Raw genomic sequence first — 17278 nt, forward strand, 5'->3', positions numbered from 1 at the left:
TAATTCTTAATTACTAATTACCCAACGAATGAACCAGCCGCTCGCCTACATTCACCCCGAAGCTAAAATCGCCCAGAACGTGGTGGTGGAGCCGTTCACGACCATCGACAAGGACGTGGAAATCGGGGAAGGCACCTGGATTGGACCCAACGTGACGATTATGGCGGGGGCCCGCATTGGCAAGAACTGCAAGATTTTTCCGGGCGCGGTGATTGCCGCCCAGCCCCAGGACTTGAAGTTTGCCGGCGAGAAAACCACCGTGCATATCGGTGACAATACCGTTATCCGGGAATGCGTGACGGTAAACCGCGGCACCGTGGACAAGCTCAAAACCGTGGTGGGCAGCAATTGTCTGCTGATGGCCTACGTACACATTGCCCACGACTGCGTTATCGGCGACAACTGTATTCTGGCCAACACGGTGCAGGTAGCGGGCCACGTGGAGGTCGGCGACTACGCCATTGTGGGTGGCTCCTCGGCTATTCACCAGTTTGTGCGCATCGGGGCACACGCCATGATTTCGGGCGGCTCTCTGATTCGCAAAGACGTGCCGCCCTTCGTGAAGGCCGGCCGCGAGCCACTCAGCTACGCCGGCATCAACAGCATCGGGCTGCGTCGGCGGGGCTTCTCCGACCAGAAGATTTCCGAGATTCAGCAGCTCTACCGCCTTTTGTTCATGAGCGGGCTGAACAATGCCGCCGCCCTCGACCAGATTGAGCTGGAGCTGGCCCCTTCCCCCGAGCGCGACGAGGTAGTGAACTTTATCCGCAATTCGGGTCGCGGCGTGATTAAGGGCTACGGCCGTAATGGCAACGGCAACGGCGAATAAGCCTAGAAGTAAGACCTGAGGAGCGTAGAGCGTAAGGGGTGTTCTGCTGTAAGACATCCTTTTACGCTCTACGCTTTTCTCTCTAAGCTCTATACCATGCAAATTACCGCTACCGGGCTGGGCAAGCGCTTCGCCCGGGACTGGATTTTCCGGGACCTGACCCACACGTTTCAGCCTGGCACGGCCACGGCTATTCTAGGCCCTAACGGGGCCGGCAAGAGCACATTGCTCAACACCCTGTCTGGGCAGATTCTGCCGACTACTGGCACGCTGAGCTACGAGCACGCTGGCCGCACGGTGGCCGTGGAAGATGTACCGCCGCGGCTAGCTTACGCCGCGCCCTACTTAGAGCTGATTGAGGAACTGACCCTTACTGAGCAGATTCAGTTTCATACTCGCTTCAAGCCCCTACGCCCGGGCCTGACAGCGGAGCAGCTAATCAGCATTATGTACCTGGAGAAGTCGCGGCACAAGCTGGTGCGCGACTTCTCCTCCGGCATGAAGCAGCGCCTCAAGCTGGCCCTGGCCCTATACGCCGATACCCCCCTACTCCTGCTCGACGAGCCCACCACCAACCTCGACCGCACCGGCGTGGAATGGTACCTGGAGCACATACAGGCTACCCTCCCCGGCCGCACTATACTGGTTTCCAGCAATGTACCCGAGGAATATGACTTCTGCCAGCAACAGTTGCGCATCACTGACTTTGGGGCCAAAGCAGCACGGTAGCCTGGAAGTGCGCCGCAAGCGCGGCACTCCCAGGCTCGGTTAAAGCTTTGCGGGGGGCCGGAGCAGCAACCAGAAAAGCTAGCTAGATAGCGGCCGTGCCTTGGGCCTGGCACGGCCGCTACCCAAGAGGTGGCGGTATCTGAAGTACGCGCCCGTGCCGGGTTAAACGCCACCGTAGGCCTGGATTCGTACTTTCCTCGCAACCTTCGCAACCATTCCGCGCGTATCTTCGCATTCTGAACGCTGCGGCACCTTTCACTTGAACTTTTCACCCTTACTGACCCTAGCAAGGCCATGAGACAATACGACGACCTCGACGACGACCTTTTCGACGATGACGACGAGATAGACAATTTCGCTAAAACCGGCGGCAGTAAAACGCGCGGTAATTCCGAAGACCAGCTTTCGGCCAAGTATGCCGACTACCTGATGTGGCGTGACACCGGCTCCTCGCATGATGAGGCGCTGGATTTGGCCAGCATGACTGAGGACGAGTTTGCTACCGCTGAAGCCGCCGAGGACCCCGATGGCAGCCGCGGCTTCAGCAGCCTTGACGATGACGATGACTTCGGCGACGAGGAGGACGATGACGACAGCGGCTACGGCAGCCACCGCACCGGCAGCGGCCGCCGCAGCTCTGGCTACGATGATGACGATTTTTAACACCTAGCTAGGCAAGGTTGCGCTGGCAGACCACGCAACCCATAAGAAAGCCCCGTTCCTATTTCGGAACGGGGCTTTCTTATGGAAGATAAACAACGGCTGGCTGGTAAATCAGCTCTGCTTCTTGCCGAACACGCGCTTGAGCAGCTCGGTGGTACGGGCCACGGGGTTTTCCCGGATGTTCGCCTCCTCCTGCGCAATAAGCGTAAACAAGCCGTCGATGGCCTTGCCGGTGGCGTACTGGTTTAAGTCGGTCTGGACGGGCTTAACCAGCGGAATCCGGTTGTAGCGCGTGGTCAGGTCCGTGTAGTAGCGGGTGGCGCCTACCTGGTCGAGGCTTTTCTGCACGATAGGCTTGAAGGCCACCGTGAGCTGCTCGGTAGTCGTGCGCTTGAGGTAGGTGGTAGCGGCGTCCTTTTCGCCTGTCAGGATGCCCCACACGTCTTTAAAAGTCAGGCTTTTGATAGCCGTCAGGAAAATGGGCTTGGCGCTCTTGGCGGCCTCCTCGGCTCCCCGGTTCAAAGTCAGCTCAAACCGGTCTACCTGGCTGCCCAGCCCAAGGGAGCGAAGTGTGGTAGCCACGCGCTGAGCATCGGCCGGAAAGGGAATGCGGATAAGCTTGTTTAAATAAAACCCATCCTGCTGTGAAGCCTGATCGGCGCCCTTACTGATGCCCTGAATTAGGGCTTCCTTGAGGCCGCGGGCCGCCTCATCCTGGCTGATGGTGCCAGTGTTGCCCGCTTTGCTGGCCGTAGTGGCAGGAATGGTAGTTTTTAGAATGTCGCCGAGTTTGGACAGCTTAATCTGGGCCGAGGCAGCAACGTTGAGGCCCAGCAGGGCCACGGGCAACACGAAAAGACGGCGGTAGTTCATGGTAGTAGAAGGCAATACAGATGCTGGTCAGGACTTGGCAGAAACCGGACCAACTTCGGATTATTAGCCGAACGAAGACCGGTTTTCTAGAGTAAACGGCCCAACTCATCGACGCGGACCGCTACCCCATCTATTACTTGCCAAACACGCGCTTAAGCAGGGCGCTACCCTGAGCGGCCGGGTTCTGACGGATGCGGCCCTCCTCGGTGGCAATCAGGGCAAACAGGCCATCTACCGTTTTTTCGGTGGCGTAGGGCACCAGCTGCGGGTTGAGCGGCGTGACCAGCGGAATCTTGTTGTAGCGGGCTACCATTTCGGCGTAGAGCCGGGTGGCACCGGTTTTCTCCAGCGACTGCTGTACTGTGGGCTGAAAAGCGGTGCGTAAGTCGGCGGCCGTTTTCTCGTAGAGCAGCGTGGTTGCCGCATCGTGCTCCTGACTGGTGGCCAGCGTGAGGGCATCCTGCAAGCTTAAGTTTTGCACCGCATTCAAAAAAATAGGCTTGGCTTGGGTGGCGGCCGTTTCAGCGGCGCGGTTCAGGGCTACCTCGAAGTTGCTGACCAAGGCGCCGGCTTTTAGCTTGCGCAGGGTAGCGGCTACCAGTTCTGCCTCAGGCGGGAACGGAATACGAATATCCGCATTGCCGTTGAAGCCGTCGGTTGCTCCGGCCTGGGCTACGGCGCTGCTAACGCCTTGGCTCAGGGCCTCGCGCAGGCCGCCGGCAGCTTCCTCGGCCGTGAGCGGGACTTTCACCGGGGCGACTGGGGCTGCCGCAGCAGTAGTTTTGATAGTGGTGGCCTTGGTGGTCGTGGTTTTTTTGGCCGGAGTGGTTTTCTTGGCCGTTGTGGTCTTTTTGGCCGTCGACGTGGTCTTTTTCGTCGTGGTTGTAGTTTGGGCAGCGGCGAGCTGCACGGTGGTCAGTGCCAGGGCCAGACCAAGGGCGAAAGGGCGGAGGGGAATCATATAACAGAAGAGTGAAAACCAGAAGGCCGTTGCGGCGTTGTTAGCCCACGGGTTGCCAATATTGCGCCAAATCCGGTTCTCCTCCTAACTCCCTTTGCTATGCCCTCGCTCCCCGACGTTGAAATCATGACTATTGGCGATGAACTGCTCTACGGGCAAGTCATCGACACGAATTCGGCCTTTATGGGCCAGGAGCTAGCCAAGCTGGGCCTGCGCGTGCGCCAGATCAGCAGCGTTTCAGATCGGGCCGATGAAATCGTGGCTGCCCTGGACCAGGCCCGGCAACGGGCTCAGGTAGTGCTGATGACCGGCGGCCTGGGGCCCACCAAAGACGATTTAACCAAGCACGTACTGGCTCGCTATTTCGGGGCTGAGCTGGTTATGCATCAGCCTACGCTGGAGCACGTGGAGGGCATCTTCCAGCGCTTCAACCGGCCTATGCTGGAAGTAAACCGCCAGCAGGCCCTAGTGCCGGCCAACTGCGAGGTGCTGTTCAATGCTGTGGGCACGGCCCCGGGCATGTGGTTTGCGGACCGGGGCACTGTGTTCGTGAGCATGCCCGGCGTGCCCCACGAAATGAAATACCTCATGACCAACGAAGTGCTGCCCCGCCTGCAGCAGCACTTTCAGACGCCACCCATCGAACACGTAGTGGTGCAGACCATTGGCCTGGGTGAATCGTTTCTGGCCCAGCAGATTGAGGCTTGGGAAGCAACGTTACCCCCCAACGTGAAACTGGCCTACCTGCCCTACCTCGGCGGGGTGCGCCTGCGCCTGACGGGCCACGACGACGGCCAACCCAACCTGCGCCCCCGCATGGAAGCCCTGCTGCCGGAGCTGCGCACCCTGCTCGGGGAGCATATCTTTGCCATCGGTGAAATCAAGCTGGAGGAGGCCGTGGGCCAGTTGCTACTGGAACGGGGCCTTAGCGTGGGCACGGCGGAAAGCTGCACCGGGGGCCTGCTGGCCCACCGCCTCACTAGCATCCCCGGCAGCTCGCGCTATTATCAGGGCAGCATTATTGCCTATTCCAACGATATAAAAATGCGCGAGTTGGGCGTAAAGCCCGAGACTCTAACCACCCACGGGGCCGTGAGCGAAGCCACTGTAGCCGAAATGGCTGAGGGCTTGCGGCGCCGGCTGGGGGTAGATGTAGCCCTGGCCACCAGCGGCATTGCCGGCCCCGATGGCGGTACGCCCGACAAACCCATTGGCACCATCTGCTTCGCATATGCCGATGCCAACCGCACCGTAACTCGGCAAATCAGCTTTAACCGCGGCCGCCAGCTCAACCTGGAGTATACCACTACGATGGCGCTTAATCTGCTGCGGCTGGAGGTAGGCAACTAGTGAACTGGTGAAATAGTGCGTGTGCTGTTTCGCTGGCGCGACTTGACACAGTAGGGTGCAGGTCCGCACTAGTTGACTACCTCCCCATTCCACCAGGTACTCACCTCACAATTTCACTTTTTCACCGCCTCACCATTTCACTTACCTTTGAGGCTCGAAACCCACCCCACCCTTTTTCCCTAACTACCCCAACCGCATGGCACGAGTGGAAATGACGATGCCCAAGATGGGCGAATCCATCATGGAAGGCACCGTCCTGAAATGGCTTAAACAAGTAGGCGACTCCATTGAACAGGATGAATCGGTGCTGGAAGTAGCCACCGATAAAGTGGATACCGAAGTGCCGGCTCTTCACGCGGGCATTCTGCAGGAGGTATTGGTGCAGGAAGGCCAGGTAGTAGCGGTGGGTGCCCCCATTGCCATTATTGAAACCGATGTAAACGCTGCCGTGGGCGCTTCGGCTTCGACGGCTGATATGCCGGCACTCTCTACCAACGGAGCTGAGAAACCTGCCATCGACGTTCCCTACCTGCCTGAGGCAGGCGCCCCGCAGGCCACCCCCGCCCAGGCGGTTAGCGCACAGCCCCAGGCCGGCCGGTTCTACTCCCCGCTCGTACTCAGCATTGCCCGCGAAGAAGGCATTTCCATGACCGACCTGGAGCAGCTGCCCGGCACCGGCAGCGAGGGTCGCGTTACCAAAAAAGACATCCTCGACTACGTAGCGGCCGGCAAGAAACCCGTGGCTCAGCAGCCCTCTTCTGCCCCGGTCGCCCAGCCCCAGGCCGCCACTCCGGCCCCGCAAGCTCCGGCCGCGGCCCCGGCACCCCAGGCTCCTGCGCCTACCCCTGCACCAGCAGCCCAACCTGCCGCTCCGGCTGCGCCAGCTACCAAGGCGGTGCCTTCTATCAGCGGCAACCAGGAGCTGCTGGAAATGGACCGGATGCGCAAGATGATTGCCCAGCGCATGGTGGATTCCAAGCGGATTTCGCCCCACGTTACTTCTTTCGTGGAAGCCGACGTGACGGAGCTGGTACTCTGGCGCAACAAGCACAAGGATGCCTACAAGAAGCGTGAAGGCGAAAACCTGACCTTCACTCCTATTTTCATTCAGGCTATTGCCCGCGCCATCCAGGACTTCCCGAACATTAACGTGTCGGTGGAGGGTGACTACATCATCAAGAAGCGCGACATTAATGTGGGCGTGGCCGTGGCGCTGCCCTCGGGCAACCTCATTGTGCCCGTGATTCACAACGCCGACCAACTCAACCTGAACGGCCTGAGCAAGCGCGTAAACGACCTCGCCAACCGCGCCCGCGCTAACAAGCTCAAGCCCGAGGACCTGGAAGGCGGCACCTACACCGTGTCTAACGTGGGCTCTTTCGGCAACGTGATGGGCACGCCCATCATCATGCAGCCTCAGGTGGCCATTATGGCCGTGGGCGCCATCAAGAAGAAGCCGGCTGTTATCGAAACGCCCCAGGGTGATTTGATTGGCGTGCGCCACTTCATGTTCCTCTCCCACTCCTACGACCACCGCGTGGTAGATGGCTCGCTGGGCGGCATGTTCGTGCGCCGCGTGGCCGACTACCTGGAGCAGTTCGACCCGAACACCACCATCTAAGCGTGTGAACTACTACCCGCGGAGGGTTGAGTAGAGAGGCTACCGTCGGCCTTACTACTCAACCCTCCCGCCTTTTTTCAGCTGTTGCTGCTCCTCTCCTATGAACAAAGTTTTGCCCCTGGTGGCCTTGCTGATTGCGCTGGGCCTGATCCTCTTTCTCTATCAGCGCCTGCGTACCACCGAGGCGGCCCTGGAAACTGCTCAGAAACGCTTTGCCGACTGTGAACAGGTAAATTTTCAGCTGCAAAACCAACTGGTGCAAGCTACCCGCGGCCCCGTGCCCGACAGCCTGAAGATTGTAGACTAGCATACCAGCGTACTATTCCAAGCTTTGGCTCAAGAAGCCATACTGGGGTTTTCTGCTGTTTCGCGTAAAAACAGAAGGGCCGGCCCACGATACTTTCGTGGGCCGGCCCTTCTGCTTCCAGGATCTGCCTACGAAACCACCTGCCCCGTATTGCGGCTGCGCGCTGCATCAACGCTCCAGGGCCCCGCGCCAGCGGCGGCCAGGTACAGATACACAAAGCAGTACAGCACCGCTAGCTCGCCCTGGTTTACAATGGGTAAGGCGTGCTGAGGCGCGTGGGCCATGAAGTAAGCTACCGCCATCAGCCCTGACAGAATGAAGGCCACGGGCCGCGTAAACAACCCGATGAGTAGCAGCAAACCGCCACCAAACTCTAAGATGCCCGCAACCAGCATCAGGCCGGTAGCATTGCCCCCGCCATGGTCGGAAGGAGGCCAGCCGAATAGTTTTTGGCTACCGTGAAACAGCATCAGTAAGCCTGATACAATGCGCAGGACGCTGAGGAGCCGACCGGCCCAGGGAGAAAGGAAGAAAGGTGCCATGCTATATAGGGAAAATCGTGAGTACTACCCTCCCAACGCAAAAGCAACGCATCGGGATACAACAAGCCGCTTTTGCCAGCGGTAGAAAGGCCGTAGTTACTCCGCTACCCAGGTAACTTTCTCGTCCAGCGGCTTGCGCGTGCTGTGGGCGGTAGCACCCGGTTTAGGGTATCCCAGGAAGAAGAATCCCAGCAACAGGTCATTGGGGCCCAAACCGAAAAAAGGCTTGGCTTCCGGCTGGTACGTAACGCCCCCGCTGCTCCAAAAGCCCGCCAGCCCGTGCGCTACGGCCGAGAGGTGCAGGTTTTGCACGGCACACGCCACGGCGGCTACTTCCTCTACTTCGGGCACCTCGGGGTTGCGCTTCAGCCCGATGGCAATAATATGGGAGCTGAGCAGCGGGTTGTTCATCATCTTCTCCAGCTTCGCCGGCTGAAACTTCTCGCCCGCAGTGGCCCGATACAGTTCGGCTTGAAAATCGGCTAGCTTCTGGCGGCCTGCCCCTGCAAATACTACAAAGTGCCAGGGCTCGGTGCGTTTGTGGGTAGGCGCCCAGGTAGCGTTTTCCAGCAGCTCGCGCACCAGCTCATCGGGCACCGGGCGGCCCGGCTCAAACAGCACCGGCTGCATGCTGCGCCGCCCCCGAATCAGCTGGGTGACTTGCGTGGCGTTGAGGGGGGTAGGGTTTTCGGCTTGATTGATCATGCTTGAAAAAGAAATTTGGATGTCGGATGTTTTAAGGCTCCTTCCCGGGCTCCTACAAAAAAGCCTCCCGCCAATTGGCAGGAGGCTTTTGCTTTCCGTCGTGGGGAGGAACCCGCTAAGGCCGGCCGCCGCTGGGGCCCTGGGCAGGGGTAGCCCCGGCGCCATTGCCGCCGTCGGAGTTGCCGCCGTCCTTCAGGTCGTCGTTGCTGACGGAGCGGCGGCGCTTGGGCTGGGCCATGCTCATCTTACCGATGCGGTAGCTCAGGTTCACGCGCAGACTGGTGCGGTGAAACACGTTCACGCTGTTCTGCTCCAGCGTCGCGGAGCTGATTTCGCTGCGGATGCGGTTGGTGGGCGTAAAGAAGTTATCGGCCCCAAAGCCGATGGTGCCTTTTTTCTCGGCAAAATCTTTCTTCACGCTCAGGCTGTACACCCCAAAGCCGCCCTGGTAGCCCTGGAGCTGCACCTGCCGGCCACGGTAGAAGCTGAACGCCTGCAGGCCCCAGCCTTTGGTAAAGTTATAGCCCCCCATCAGGCGGCCGCTGGCCACCCAGCCCTGGTTGCTGGCCGCGAATACAATGTTGGAGTTATTGTTATCGAGCGTGGCATAGTACACATCGGCACCGCCGCCCAGCGTGAGCTTGTTGTTGATGTTGACGTTGGCGTTTACGCTGCCGCCGTAGGCGTTTTCGGTGCCGATGTTGGCGTACTCCGTCTGGATAACGCCCCCTTCCAGCGGCGTGCGCACCGGCTGAATCGACTTATCCGTGTTGCGGGCGAAAACCGAGAAGTTCAGCGACGTCTGCTTAATAAAGGTGTTGTAGCCCAACTCAAAGTTGTTGGTGTACTCGGGCCGCAGCTCCGGGTTACCAATGGTTACCAGCAGCGGGTTAGGCGACTGCGCATTGGGGTTCAGGAACTGCAGTGAGGGGCGCTGAATCCGGCGGTTGTAGGCGGCCTTCACCACGTTACCGTTGGTGAGCTTCCGCGACAGGTTGACGCTGGGCACTAATACCCCATACGAGGGAATGGAAGGCGCGTTTTCAGTGCGGAAGTCAGCGTTGATGGTGGTGTATTCGTAGCGGGCGCCGGCTTTCAGGGTGTACGCTTTCAGGAAGCTAAGAGTATAAGAAGCGTAGGCCGAGGCGACGTTCTGGTTGTAGTCGAACACGTTCGAGAGGTTGGTGCCGCTCTGGGCCTGACCGTTCAGGAACGTGGTATAGTCGCTGTTTACGCGGCGCATGATGTCCTTGGCCCCGAACTCCAACAGCTGCGTTTTGCTCAAGGGCGTCTGGTAATCGGCCTGAAGGGTTACCTCCTCGTTGTAGCTGTCGTTTTCGTTGCGGCGGTTGTCACCGGCTCCTTCACCTTCCAGAATGAAGTTGGTGAAGTCGTTATTGCGCGTGTTGCGGCTGTACTGGCCCAAAATGCTGAACTCGCGCTGGGGCGTCTCGAAGGTGCGGGTATAGTTCAGGGTCGCATCCAGCGTATTCGAGTTATCGAGCACCTTTACGTTGCGCAAGCTGCTGCTGCTTTCCGTGTAACTAGTAACCGGCGTTACCGGGTAAAACGGCACTTCGGGGTAAAAGTAGAACGTAGAGCTTGTCGCCAGTCCGTCCTGGTAGCTGGTGCCGTTGCGCAGGCCTAGCTGCACCGAAGCCGAGAGGAAGTTGTACTTGTTGATGTCGTAGTCCCAGCCGAAGGAGTAGCGCCCGAACAGGTTCTGCTGGCGCGTATCGGCACTCTGGATGGTTTGGCTGGCCAGGCGGCGCGTGCTCAGGTTGTTGCCTTGCACGGTGTAAGACTCTTGCTCGTTGCGGAAGCTGCCGGGCGTGTTGTACTGGGCGCGGCCACCGCCCCCCAGCGAGAAGCCCATCTTCCCTACCCGGTACGAGGCGTTCAAGCCCAAATCAGAGCCGCGCAAACCGGCGCTGGAGCGCAGATCCAGGGTAAAGCCCTGCAGGTTGTTTTGCTTCGTGACGATGTTGATAATACCGCCCGAGCCTTCGGCATCGTACTTGGCCGAGGGCGAGGTAATTACCTCTACTGTTTTAATCTGGTCGGCCGGAATCTGCTTGAGGGCGTCAGCAATGCTGTTGGCCGAGATGGTGCTGGGCCGGTTGTTGATAAGCACCCGGATGTTGCTGCTGCCGCGCAGGCTCACGTTGCCGTCGAGGTCTACGGAGAGGTTAGGCACGCGCTTGAGCACATCGGTGGCGTCGCCGCCGCGGGTGGTTTCGTCCTTCTCGGCGTTGTACACCGTGCGGTCCACCTTTTCCTCCACCAGGCTGCGCTGACCTTCTACCCGCACTTCGCCCAGGGCCTGCGCCGTTGACGCCAGAGCCACATTACCCAAGGAAACCGTGTTGCCGGCCGCGGTAATGACTACCCCCGTCTTCTCCACCAACTTATACCCGATAAAGCTCACCTGCACGGTGTAGGTGCCGGCGGCAACGCGCGGGAGCGTGAACTTGCCGTTGTCGTCGGCGGCGGTGCCATCCACGGGTTTGCCGGTGGCGGGGTTTACCAGCGCCACGGTAGCGTAAGGCACGGGCTGCTTGGTGCCCGCATCGGTAACCGTGCCTGTAATGCGGCCGCTACCCTGCTGGGGCTGCGCAGCCGCGGCCGGCGGCCCGCCTGCGGGCCGGGCCGCACCCGCCGGCCGTTCGCCAGCACCGGGCATCTGGGCAAGTACCGCGTGGCCGCTGCCAGTTATCAGAATAAGAAAGAAAAGCTTTTTCATGTACGTGAGGGGAAATAGCAATGCCCGGCGGGCAGGCAGCAAAACGGGCTACCGTTTTCCTGGCACAAACCTACCCCGACAACCAGAGCCGCCGAAATGAACCCGACCAACCGGCCCATTTCCGCCCCCGAAGCCGGAGAAAATCCGTGCGAATGCCAAGCAACCGCAGCCACAGACGCAACTTTGGTCTTATAGTCGCACGCCGGCCCGAATATTTACCAGAATGCGGGGAGGTTTAACAAAAAAGCCGCTCCAGCGGTGGAGCGGCTTTTTGCGTTTGTCGTCCTGAAACCTGACGACGGACTTCTAACGAAAGTAATTTTGCTACCCCTACTGAAGCAGCAAAGGTTCTTTGCCAAAGCTTGAAAGGACCAATAATGGTTTGGCGCAGAGGTAGTAGCTAGGCTTTCACGCCCAGCAGCATGAGCATGAAGGCAAACTGCCGGGCCGTATCGTGGATGGACTTGAAGCGGCCGGAGGCGCCGCCGTGGCCAGCCGCCATATCAGTGTGCAGAAGCAGCAGGTTGTTATCGGTCTTTACGGTGCGCAGCTTGGCTACCCACTTAGCCGGCTCAAAGTACTGCACCTGCGAGTCGTGCAGGCCGGTGGTAACCAGCATATTGGGGTAGGCCTGGGCCTTCACCTGGTCGTAGGGCGAGTAGCTGAGCATGTACTCGTAGAACTCCTTTTTATTGGGGTTGCCCCACTCGTCGTACTCCCCGGTAGTCAGCGGAATGCTTTCGTCGAGCATAGTAGTTACCACGTCCACGAAGGGCACGGCGGCCACTACCCCCTTGTAGTACTCGGGGTGGTTGTTCACCACGGCGCCCATGAGCAGGCCGCCCGCCGAGCCGCCCATGGCAAACAGCTTCTGCGCGGAGGTGTACTTCTGGTCAATCAGGAACTTGGAGCAGTCGGTGAAGTCGGTGAAGGTGTTTTTCTTCTTGAGCTTCTTACCGTCCTCGTACCACTGCCGGCCCATTTCCTGCCCGCCCCGGATGTGGCAAATCACGTAGGCAAAGCCCCTATCGAGCAAGCTCAGGCGAGCCGCGCTGAACGTGGGGTTGGTAGAGTAGCCGTAGGAGCCGTAGGCGTACTGCAGCACCGGCGCGCTGCCATCCTTCTTGAAGCCCTTTTTATACACGATGGACATCGGAATCTTCGTACCGTCGGCAGCCGTAGCGTACTGGCGCTCGGTCACGTAGTCTTCCTTGTTGAAACCACCCAGCACGGCCTGCTCCTTGAGCAGCTTTTTGGTGCGGGCGTTCATGTCATAGTCGAAGGTGGAGCTGGGGGTAGTCAGGGAGGAGTAGCTGTAGCGCAGCACCGGCGTATCAAACTCGGGGTTAATGCTGATGGCGGCGGTGTAGGCTGGCTCCCCGAAGTTGAGGTAGTGCTCCTGCTTGTCCTTCCACCGAATCACGCGCAGTTGCAGCAGTCCTTCCTTTCGCTCGCCCAGCACGAGGTAGTCCTTGAACAGCTCCATGTTCTCCAGAAACACGTCCTTGCGGTGCGGAATAACTTCCTGCCAGGCTGTTTTGGCGGTGTTCGTGACGGGCGTTTTCAGCAGGCGAAAGTTGGGCGCGCCGGCATTGGAGTGCACGTAAAAATCGTTGCCGAAGTGCTCTACGTCGTAGAGGTGGTCGGCCTCGCGGGGCAGAAACACCTTCAGCGCCGCCGTGGGGGTAGCCGCTTCCAGGAACCGGGTTTCCGACGACATGGTACTACCCGCTTGCAGGAAAATGTACTTGCGCGACTTCGAGCGGCCGACGTGGATGCGGTAGGTGTTGTCCTTTTCCTCGTACACCAGCTGGTCCTTGCTGGAGTCGGTGCCCAGGGTGTGGCGGTAGAGCTGGTAATCGAGTAGGGTGCCGGGGTCCTTGCGGGTGTAGAACACCGTTTTGTTGTCGGCGGCCCACACGGCATTGCCGCTGGTATTGATGATTTGCTCGGGATAGAGCTGACCAGTTTTCAGGTTGCGGAAGCGCAGGGTGTAGAGGCGGCGACTCACTACGTCCTCAGAATAAGCCAGCACTTGGTTGTCGTCGCTGACTTCGAAGCCGCCAATCTGGTAGTAGGCCTTGCCTTTGCCCAGCTCGTTGGCGTTGAGCAGCACTTCCTCGGGCGCGGTCAGGCTACCCTTCTTGCGGCAGTAAATCGGGTACTCGGCCCCGGCCTCGAAGCGGGTGTAGTAGTAGTACCCGTTGTCGCGGTAGGGCACCGACTCATCCTGCTCCTTGATGCGCCCTTTAATTTCCTGGAACAGCTTTTCCTCCAGTCCTTTCACGGGAGCCATTTGCTGCTCGAAATAGGCGTTTTCGGCGTTGAGGTAGCTGATTACCTCCGGGCTTTCGCGCTGATTCAGCCAGTAGTAATTATCGGTACGGGTGCCAAATGGCGACTTCAGCTCTTTCGGCTTGATGGCCGCTACGGGTGGTTTGTTCATGGTGGCAGGGGTAGCCGACTGAGCCACGGCCGCACCGCTCAGCAGCACGCCCAAGCCCGTCAGCAGGGTATATAGTGGTTTCATAGCGCAAGGCAATTAGGGTGAACTATTGCGCTAAAGGAAAGAGAAATTTAGATACGAGGGAGCATCCTATTCTACCAGCCTGTCAACCGGAGCATAGCGAAGGACCTCTACGGAGGGTAATTACTACCCCACGCGAGGTGGTAGAGGCCCTTCGCTATGCTCAGGATGATAAGCGAATTTTCTAGCAGCAACCAGCAAACAAAAAGGCCGCCACGTTACCGCAGCGGCCTTTTTGGCAGATTTTCACCCTGTGTTACAGTGCGGCTAGGCTCTGCTCCAGGGCCGTGATCTTGGCTTCGGCGTCGGCTAGCTTCTGCCGCTCGCGCTCCACCAGGTCAGGCTTGGCGTTCTGCACGAACTTCTCGTTGGCGAGCTTTTTCAGCACCGAGTCGCGGAAGCCCTGGGCGTATTCCAGCTCCTTGGTTAGGCGCTCTTTCTCGGCCCCAAGGTCAATCTGGCCTTCCATGGGCACGAAGAACTCGGTGCCCGACGACACAAAGCCTACCGCAGCAGCCGGGGCAGCCTCTACCACGCTGATTTCGGTGAGGGAAGCCAGCTTGCGGATGATGCCGTCGTAGTCCTGCAGCAGCTGAGCATCGTCGGTTTTGGCGGCCAGGGTCAGGGGCTTGTTAGGGCCCAGGCCCTTCTGGTTGCGGATGTTACGCACGCCGGCCACGACGTCGAGGGCGCGGTCCATGCGGGCCAGCAGGTCGGCGCTGTTCGCCACGGGCTGAGCCTTAGGCCAGGCGGCCACGCATACGTAGTCCTTGGGGCCGCGCTCGGCCAGTTCGTGCCAGATTTCTTCGGTGATGAAGGGCATGAACGGGTGCAGCAGCTTGAGCAGGGTTTCGAGGTAGCCGGTGGTGAGGCGCAAGGTTTCGGGGTCGATAGGTGCCTGGTAGGCGGGCTTGATCATCTCCAGGTACACGGAGCAGAAGTCGTCCCACACCAGCTTGTAGATGGTCATCAGCGCATCCGACATCCGGAACTTGTCGAAGTGTTCGTCCAGCTCCTGCAGGGTCGTCTGTAGCTTGGCCCCGAACCACTCTACCGCCTTTTCATTGGCAAACGGTAGGGTGGCATCTACCTCCCAGCCTTTGATAAGGCGGAAGGCGTTCCAGAGCTTGTTGGTGAAGTTGCGGCCCTGCTCTACCAGCTTGATATCGAACAGCAAATCGTTGCCGGCCGGGGAGCTGAACAGCATGCCGGTGCGCACGCCGTCGGCACCGTAGTCGGCAATGAGGTCCAGCGGGTCGGGCGAGTTGCCGAGGCTCTTGCTCATCTTGCGGCCCTGGGCGTCGCGCACGATGCCCGTGAGGTACACATTGCGGAAGGGCACTTCCTTGCGGTACTCCAGCCCGGCCATAATCATGCGGGCCACCCAGAAAAACAGGATTTCGGGGGCCGTTACGAGGTCGTCGGTGGGGTAGAAATAGTTGACGTCGGCGTTGTCGGGGTCCTTGAACCCATCGAACACCGAAATAGGCCACAGCCACGACGAGAACCACGTATCCAGCACGTCCTCATCCTGACGCAGATCCGAGAGCTGCAGGTCGTCGTTGCCGCTTTGCTCGCGCGCTTGTTTCAGGGCTTCTTCGGCGCTCAGGGCTACCACGAAGGTGCCATCGGGCAGGTAGTAGGCCGGAATGCGCTGGCCCCACCACAGCTGCCGCGAAATGCACCAGTCGCGCACGTTCTCCATCCACACCCGGTACATGTTCTTGAACTTGGGCGGGTGCAGCTTGATTTCGTCGCTTTCCACTACCTCCAGGGCGGGCTTGGCTAGGTGCTCCATTTTCAGGAACCACTGCAGGCTCAGGCGGGGCTCAATCACGGCGCCGGTGCGCTCCGAGGTCTGCAGTACGCTGGCGTATTCCTCCACCTTTACCAGGTTTCCGGCATCTTCCAGGTCCTTCACAATGTTGCGGCGGGCGGCAAAGCGGTCCTGCCCCACGTACAGCTGCGCTTTTTCATTCAGCGTACCGTCGTTGTTCAGAATGTCGATAACGGGCAGGTTGTGCTTCAGGCCCAACTCGTAGTCGTTCAGGTCGTGGGCGGGCGTTACCTTCAGGGCCCCCGTACCGAAGTCGATGCTTACGTACTCGTCCAGAATCACCGGAATTTCGCGGCCCAGCAGCGGAATGCGCACTTTTGCCCCGTGCAGATGAGTGTACCGCTCATCGTTCGGGTTCACCGCCACAGCTACGTCAGCCATGATGGTTTCGGGCCGGGAGGTGGCTACCGTCAGGAACTGACCCTCCTGCCCTACTACCTCGTAGTGCAAGTGGTACATTTTGGCCATGGTGTCCTTCGGAATTACTTCCTCGTCGCTGAGTGCCGTGCCGCCTTTCGGGTCCCAGTTTACCATCCGGATACCGCGGTAAATCAGGCCTTTCTGGAACAGGTCCACGAATACACGCAGCACGGCCTCGGTTAGTTCGGGCTCCATAGTGAAGCGCGTTCGGTCCCAGTCGCAGGAAGCGCCCAGCTTCTTGAGCTGCTCCAGAATGATGCCGCCGTACTTCTCCTTCCACTCCCAGGCGTGCTCCAGGAACTGCTCCCGGGTCAGGTCCTTCTTCTCGATGCCTTTCTCCTTGAGCAGGGCTACTACCTTGGCTTCGGTGGCAATGCTGGCGTGGTCGGTGCCGGGCACCCAGCACGCTTCCTTGCCCTGCATGCGGGCCCGGCGCACCAGCACATCCTGAATGGTATTGTTCAGCATGTGGCCCATGTGCAGCACGCCCGTCACGTTAGGCGGCGGAATTACGACCGAATACGGCTGTTTGCGGGGGTTGGCTTTGGCTTTGAAGAAGCCCTGCTCCTGCCAGCGCTGGTACCACTTGGCTTCAACGTCGGCGGGAGTATAGGTTTTGGCGATGGACATCGTCGAAGGGAATCAGTTCAGAATACGGGCAAAAGTAGACATTTCGGGCGGGCTAGCCCAGGTATGCTTCGGAGCATAGCGCGAGCAGTCCGGTAAACAACAAGAGCTGCCTCCAGGTGGAAGCAGCTCTTGGGTAGCTTGGGCTGGTGGCAGCAGGTAGGGCTTAGGCCTCCTGGTGCAGCCACTGCTTTTTGCTGAGCAGCTTTTCCTGCGTTTCGCGGTAGTCGGGGTCATCCACGCAGCAGTCCACAGGGCACACGGCAGCGCACTGGGGCTCCTCGTGGAAGCCCACGCACTCGGTGCACTTATCGGATACGATGTAGTAGTACTCGTCAGAAATAGGCCGCTGGGGCGAAGTGCCGGATACGGTTTCACCGCCGTCTACCTGTACTTCTTTCAAGCTCGTTCCATCGGCCCAGCGCCACTGAGCGCCGCCTTCGTAGATGGCAGTATTGGGGCATTCCGGTTCGCAGGCACCACAGTTGATGCACTCGTCGGTTATCATGATGGCCATAGCCTCGGGTATCTTAAAAAGGTAGGA

Annotated in this window: 14 protein-coding genes; 6 read left to right on the plus strand and 8 right to left on the minus strand. The window is 59.4% G+C overall.

Features of this window, described 5'->3' with window-relative positions:
• The first annotated feature begins 28 nt into the window (after positions 1-28).
• The 3 genes from lpxA to K3G63_RS05665 all read left to right on the plus strand — a co-directional run bounded on the left by lpxA (position 29) and on the right by K3G63_RS05665 (position 2221).
• Positions 29-829 carry an acyl-ACP--UDP-N-acetylglucosamine O-acyltransferase gene (gene lpxA / locus K3G63_RS05655; protein WP_220613092.1) on the plus strand — a complete coding sequence of 267 codons (801 nt, stop codon included), beginning with the start codon at positions 29-31 and terminating at the stop codon, positions 827-829.
• 96 nt (positions 830-925) lie between these two features.
• Positions 926-1558 (plus strand): ABC transporter ATP-binding protein, encoded by a 633-nt coding sequence (locus K3G63_RS05660; RefSeq protein ID WP_220613093.1) that lies wholly within the window; start codon positions 926-928, stop codon positions 1556-1558.
• Between the two features lie 294 nt (positions 1559-1852).
• Positions 1853-2221: a hypothetical protein gene (locus tag K3G63_RS05665; protein WP_220613094.1), complete on the plus strand. Its 369-nt coding sequence runs from the start codon at positions 1853-1855 to the stop codon at positions 2219-2221.
• A gap of 111 nt (positions 2222-2332) precedes the next feature.
• On the opposite strand, the gene K3G63_RS05670 is transcribed toward K3G63_RS05665, so the two are convergent.
• Together K3G63_RS05670 and K3G63_RS05675 are read right to left on the minus strand one after the other, a co-directional pair.
• Positions 2333-3094 (minus strand): DUF4197 domain-containing protein, encoded by a 762-nt coding sequence (locus tag K3G63_RS05670; RefSeq protein WP_220613095.1) that lies wholly within the window; start codon positions 3092-3094, stop codon positions 2333-2335.
• 133 nt (positions 3095-3227) lie between these two features.
• Positions 3228-4055, minus strand: coding sequence for a DUF4197 domain-containing protein (locus K3G63_RS05675; RefSeq protein ID WP_220613096.1), 828 nt, complete (start codon positions 4053-4055; stop codon positions 3228-3230).
• A 99-nt stretch (positions 4056-4154) separates the two neighbouring features.
• Between K3G63_RS05675 and K3G63_RS05680 the strand changes: the two genes are divergently transcribed.
• From K3G63_RS05680 to K3G63_RS05690, 3 genes are all read left to right on the plus strand, one after another.
• Entirely contained in the window at positions 4155-5405 is a 1251-nt protein-coding gene (locus tag K3G63_RS05680) for a competence/damage-inducible protein A (protein ID WP_220613097.1), read from the plus strand.
• 196 nt (positions 5406-5601) lie between these two features.
• Positions 5602-7026, plus strand: a complete 1425-nt coding sequence (locus K3G63_RS05685) for a dihydrolipoamide acetyltransferase family protein (RefSeq protein WP_220613098.1) — start codon at positions 5602-5604, stop codon at positions 7024-7026.
• Between the two features lie 100 nt (positions 7027-7126).
• Positions 7127-7333: a hypothetical protein gene (locus K3G63_RS05690; protein ID WP_220613099.1), complete on the plus strand. Its 207-nt coding sequence runs from the start codon at positions 7127-7129 to the stop codon at positions 7331-7333.
• Between the two features lie 128 nt (positions 7334-7461).
• On the opposite strand, the gene K3G63_RS05695 is transcribed toward K3G63_RS05690, so the two are convergent.
• The 6 genes from K3G63_RS05695 to K3G63_RS05720 all read right to left on the minus strand — a co-directional run bounded on the left by K3G63_RS05695 (position 7462) and on the right by K3G63_RS05720 (position 17251).
• Positions 7462-7875 (minus strand): DoxX family protein, encoded by a 414-nt coding sequence (locus K3G63_RS05695; protein WP_220613100.1) that lies wholly within the window; start codon positions 7873-7875, stop codon positions 7462-7464.
• A 96-nt stretch (positions 7876-7971) separates the two neighbouring features.
• Entirely contained in the window at positions 7972-8580 is a 609-nt protein-coding gene (locus tag K3G63_RS05700; RefSeq protein ID WP_220613101.1) for a nitroreductase, read from the minus strand.
• A gap of 115 nt (positions 8581-8695) precedes the next feature.
• Entirely contained in the window at positions 8696-11323 is a 2628-nt protein-coding gene (locus K3G63_RS05705; protein ID WP_220613102.1) for a TonB-dependent receptor domain-containing protein, read from the minus strand.
• A gap of 400 nt (positions 11324-11723) precedes the next feature.
• Entirely contained in the window at positions 11724-13853 is a 2130-nt protein-coding gene (locus K3G63_RS05710; RefSeq protein WP_409070860.1) for a S9 family peptidase, read from the minus strand.
• A gap of 253 nt (positions 13854-14106) precedes the next feature.
• Positions 14107-16737: a valine--tRNA ligase gene (locus tag K3G63_RS05715; protein WP_220613103.1), complete on the minus strand. Its 2631-nt coding sequence runs from the start codon at positions 16735-16737 to the stop codon at positions 14107-14109.
• Between the two features lie 163 nt (positions 16738-16900).
• Positions 16901-17251 (minus strand): 4Fe-4S dicluster domain-containing protein, encoded by a 351-nt coding sequence (locus K3G63_RS05720; protein WP_110977661.1) that lies wholly within the window; start codon positions 17249-17251, stop codon positions 16901-16903.
• Positions 17252-17278 lie beyond the last annotated feature (27 nt).

Origin of the sequence: Hymenobacter sp. HSC-4F20 (assembly GCF_019599275.1) — a bacterium.
In the GTDB taxonomy this organism is placed as follows: Bacteria; Bacteroidota; Bacteroidia; order Cytophagales; family Hymenobacteraceae; genus Hymenobacter.

Excerpts from the sequence above, each read along its gene's own strand:
- K3G63_RS05710 (WP_409070860.1), bottom strand. The coding sequence starts at position 13,853 with ATGAAACCACTATATACCCTGCTGACGGGCTTGGGCGTGCTGCTGAGC.
- K3G63_RS05695 (WP_220613100.1), bottom strand. The coding sequence starts at position 7,875 with ATGGCACCTTTCTTCCTTTCTCCCTGGGCCGGTCGGCTCCTCAGCGTC.
- K3G63_RS05670 (WP_220613095.1), bottom strand. The coding sequence starts at position 3,094 with ATGAACTACCGCCGTCTTTTCGTGTTGCCCGTGGCCCTGCTGGGCCTC.
- K3G63_RS05705 (WP_220613102.1), bottom strand. The coding sequence starts at position 11,323 with ATGAAAAAGCTTTTCTTTCTTATTCTGATAACTGGCAGCGGCCACGCG.
- K3G63_RS05720 (WP_110977661.1), bottom strand. The coding sequence starts at position 17,251 with ATGGCCATCATGATAACCGACGAGTGCATCAACTGTGGTGCCTGCGAA.
- K3G63_RS05690 (WP_220613099.1), top strand. The coding sequence starts at position 7,127 with ATGAACAAAGTTTTGCCCCTGGTGGCCTTGCTGATTGCGCTGGGCCTG.
- K3G63_RS05700 (WP_220613101.1), bottom strand. The coding sequence starts at position 8,580 with ATGATCAATCAAGCCGAAAACCCTACCCCCCTCAACGCCACGCAAGTC.
- K3G63_RS05685 (WP_220613098.1), top strand. The coding sequence starts at position 5,602 with ATGGCACGAGTGGAAATGACGATGCCCAAGATGGGCGAATCCATCATG.
- lpxA (WP_220613092.1), top strand. The coding sequence starts at position 29 with ATGAACCAGCCGCTCGCCTACATTCACCCCGAAGCTAAAATCGCCCAG.
- K3G63_RS05665 (WP_220613094.1), top strand. The coding sequence starts at position 1,853 with ATGAGACAATACGACGACCTCGACGACGACCTTTTCGACGATGACGAC.
- K3G63_RS05660 (WP_220613093.1), top strand. The coding sequence starts at position 926 with ATGCAAATTACCGCTACCGGGCTGGGCAAGCGCTTCGCCCGGGACTGG.
- K3G63_RS05675 (WP_220613096.1), bottom strand. The coding sequence starts at position 4,055 with ATGATTCCCCTCCGCCCTTTCGCCCTTGGTCTGGCCCTGGCACTGACC.
- K3G63_RS05680 (WP_220613097.1), top strand. The coding sequence starts at position 4,155 with ATGCCCTCGCTCCCCGACGTTGAAATCATGACTATTGGCGATGAACTG.
- K3G63_RS05715 (WP_220613103.1), bottom strand. The coding sequence starts at position 16,737 with ATGTCCATCGCCAAAACCTATACTCCCGCCGACGTTGAAGCCAAGTGG.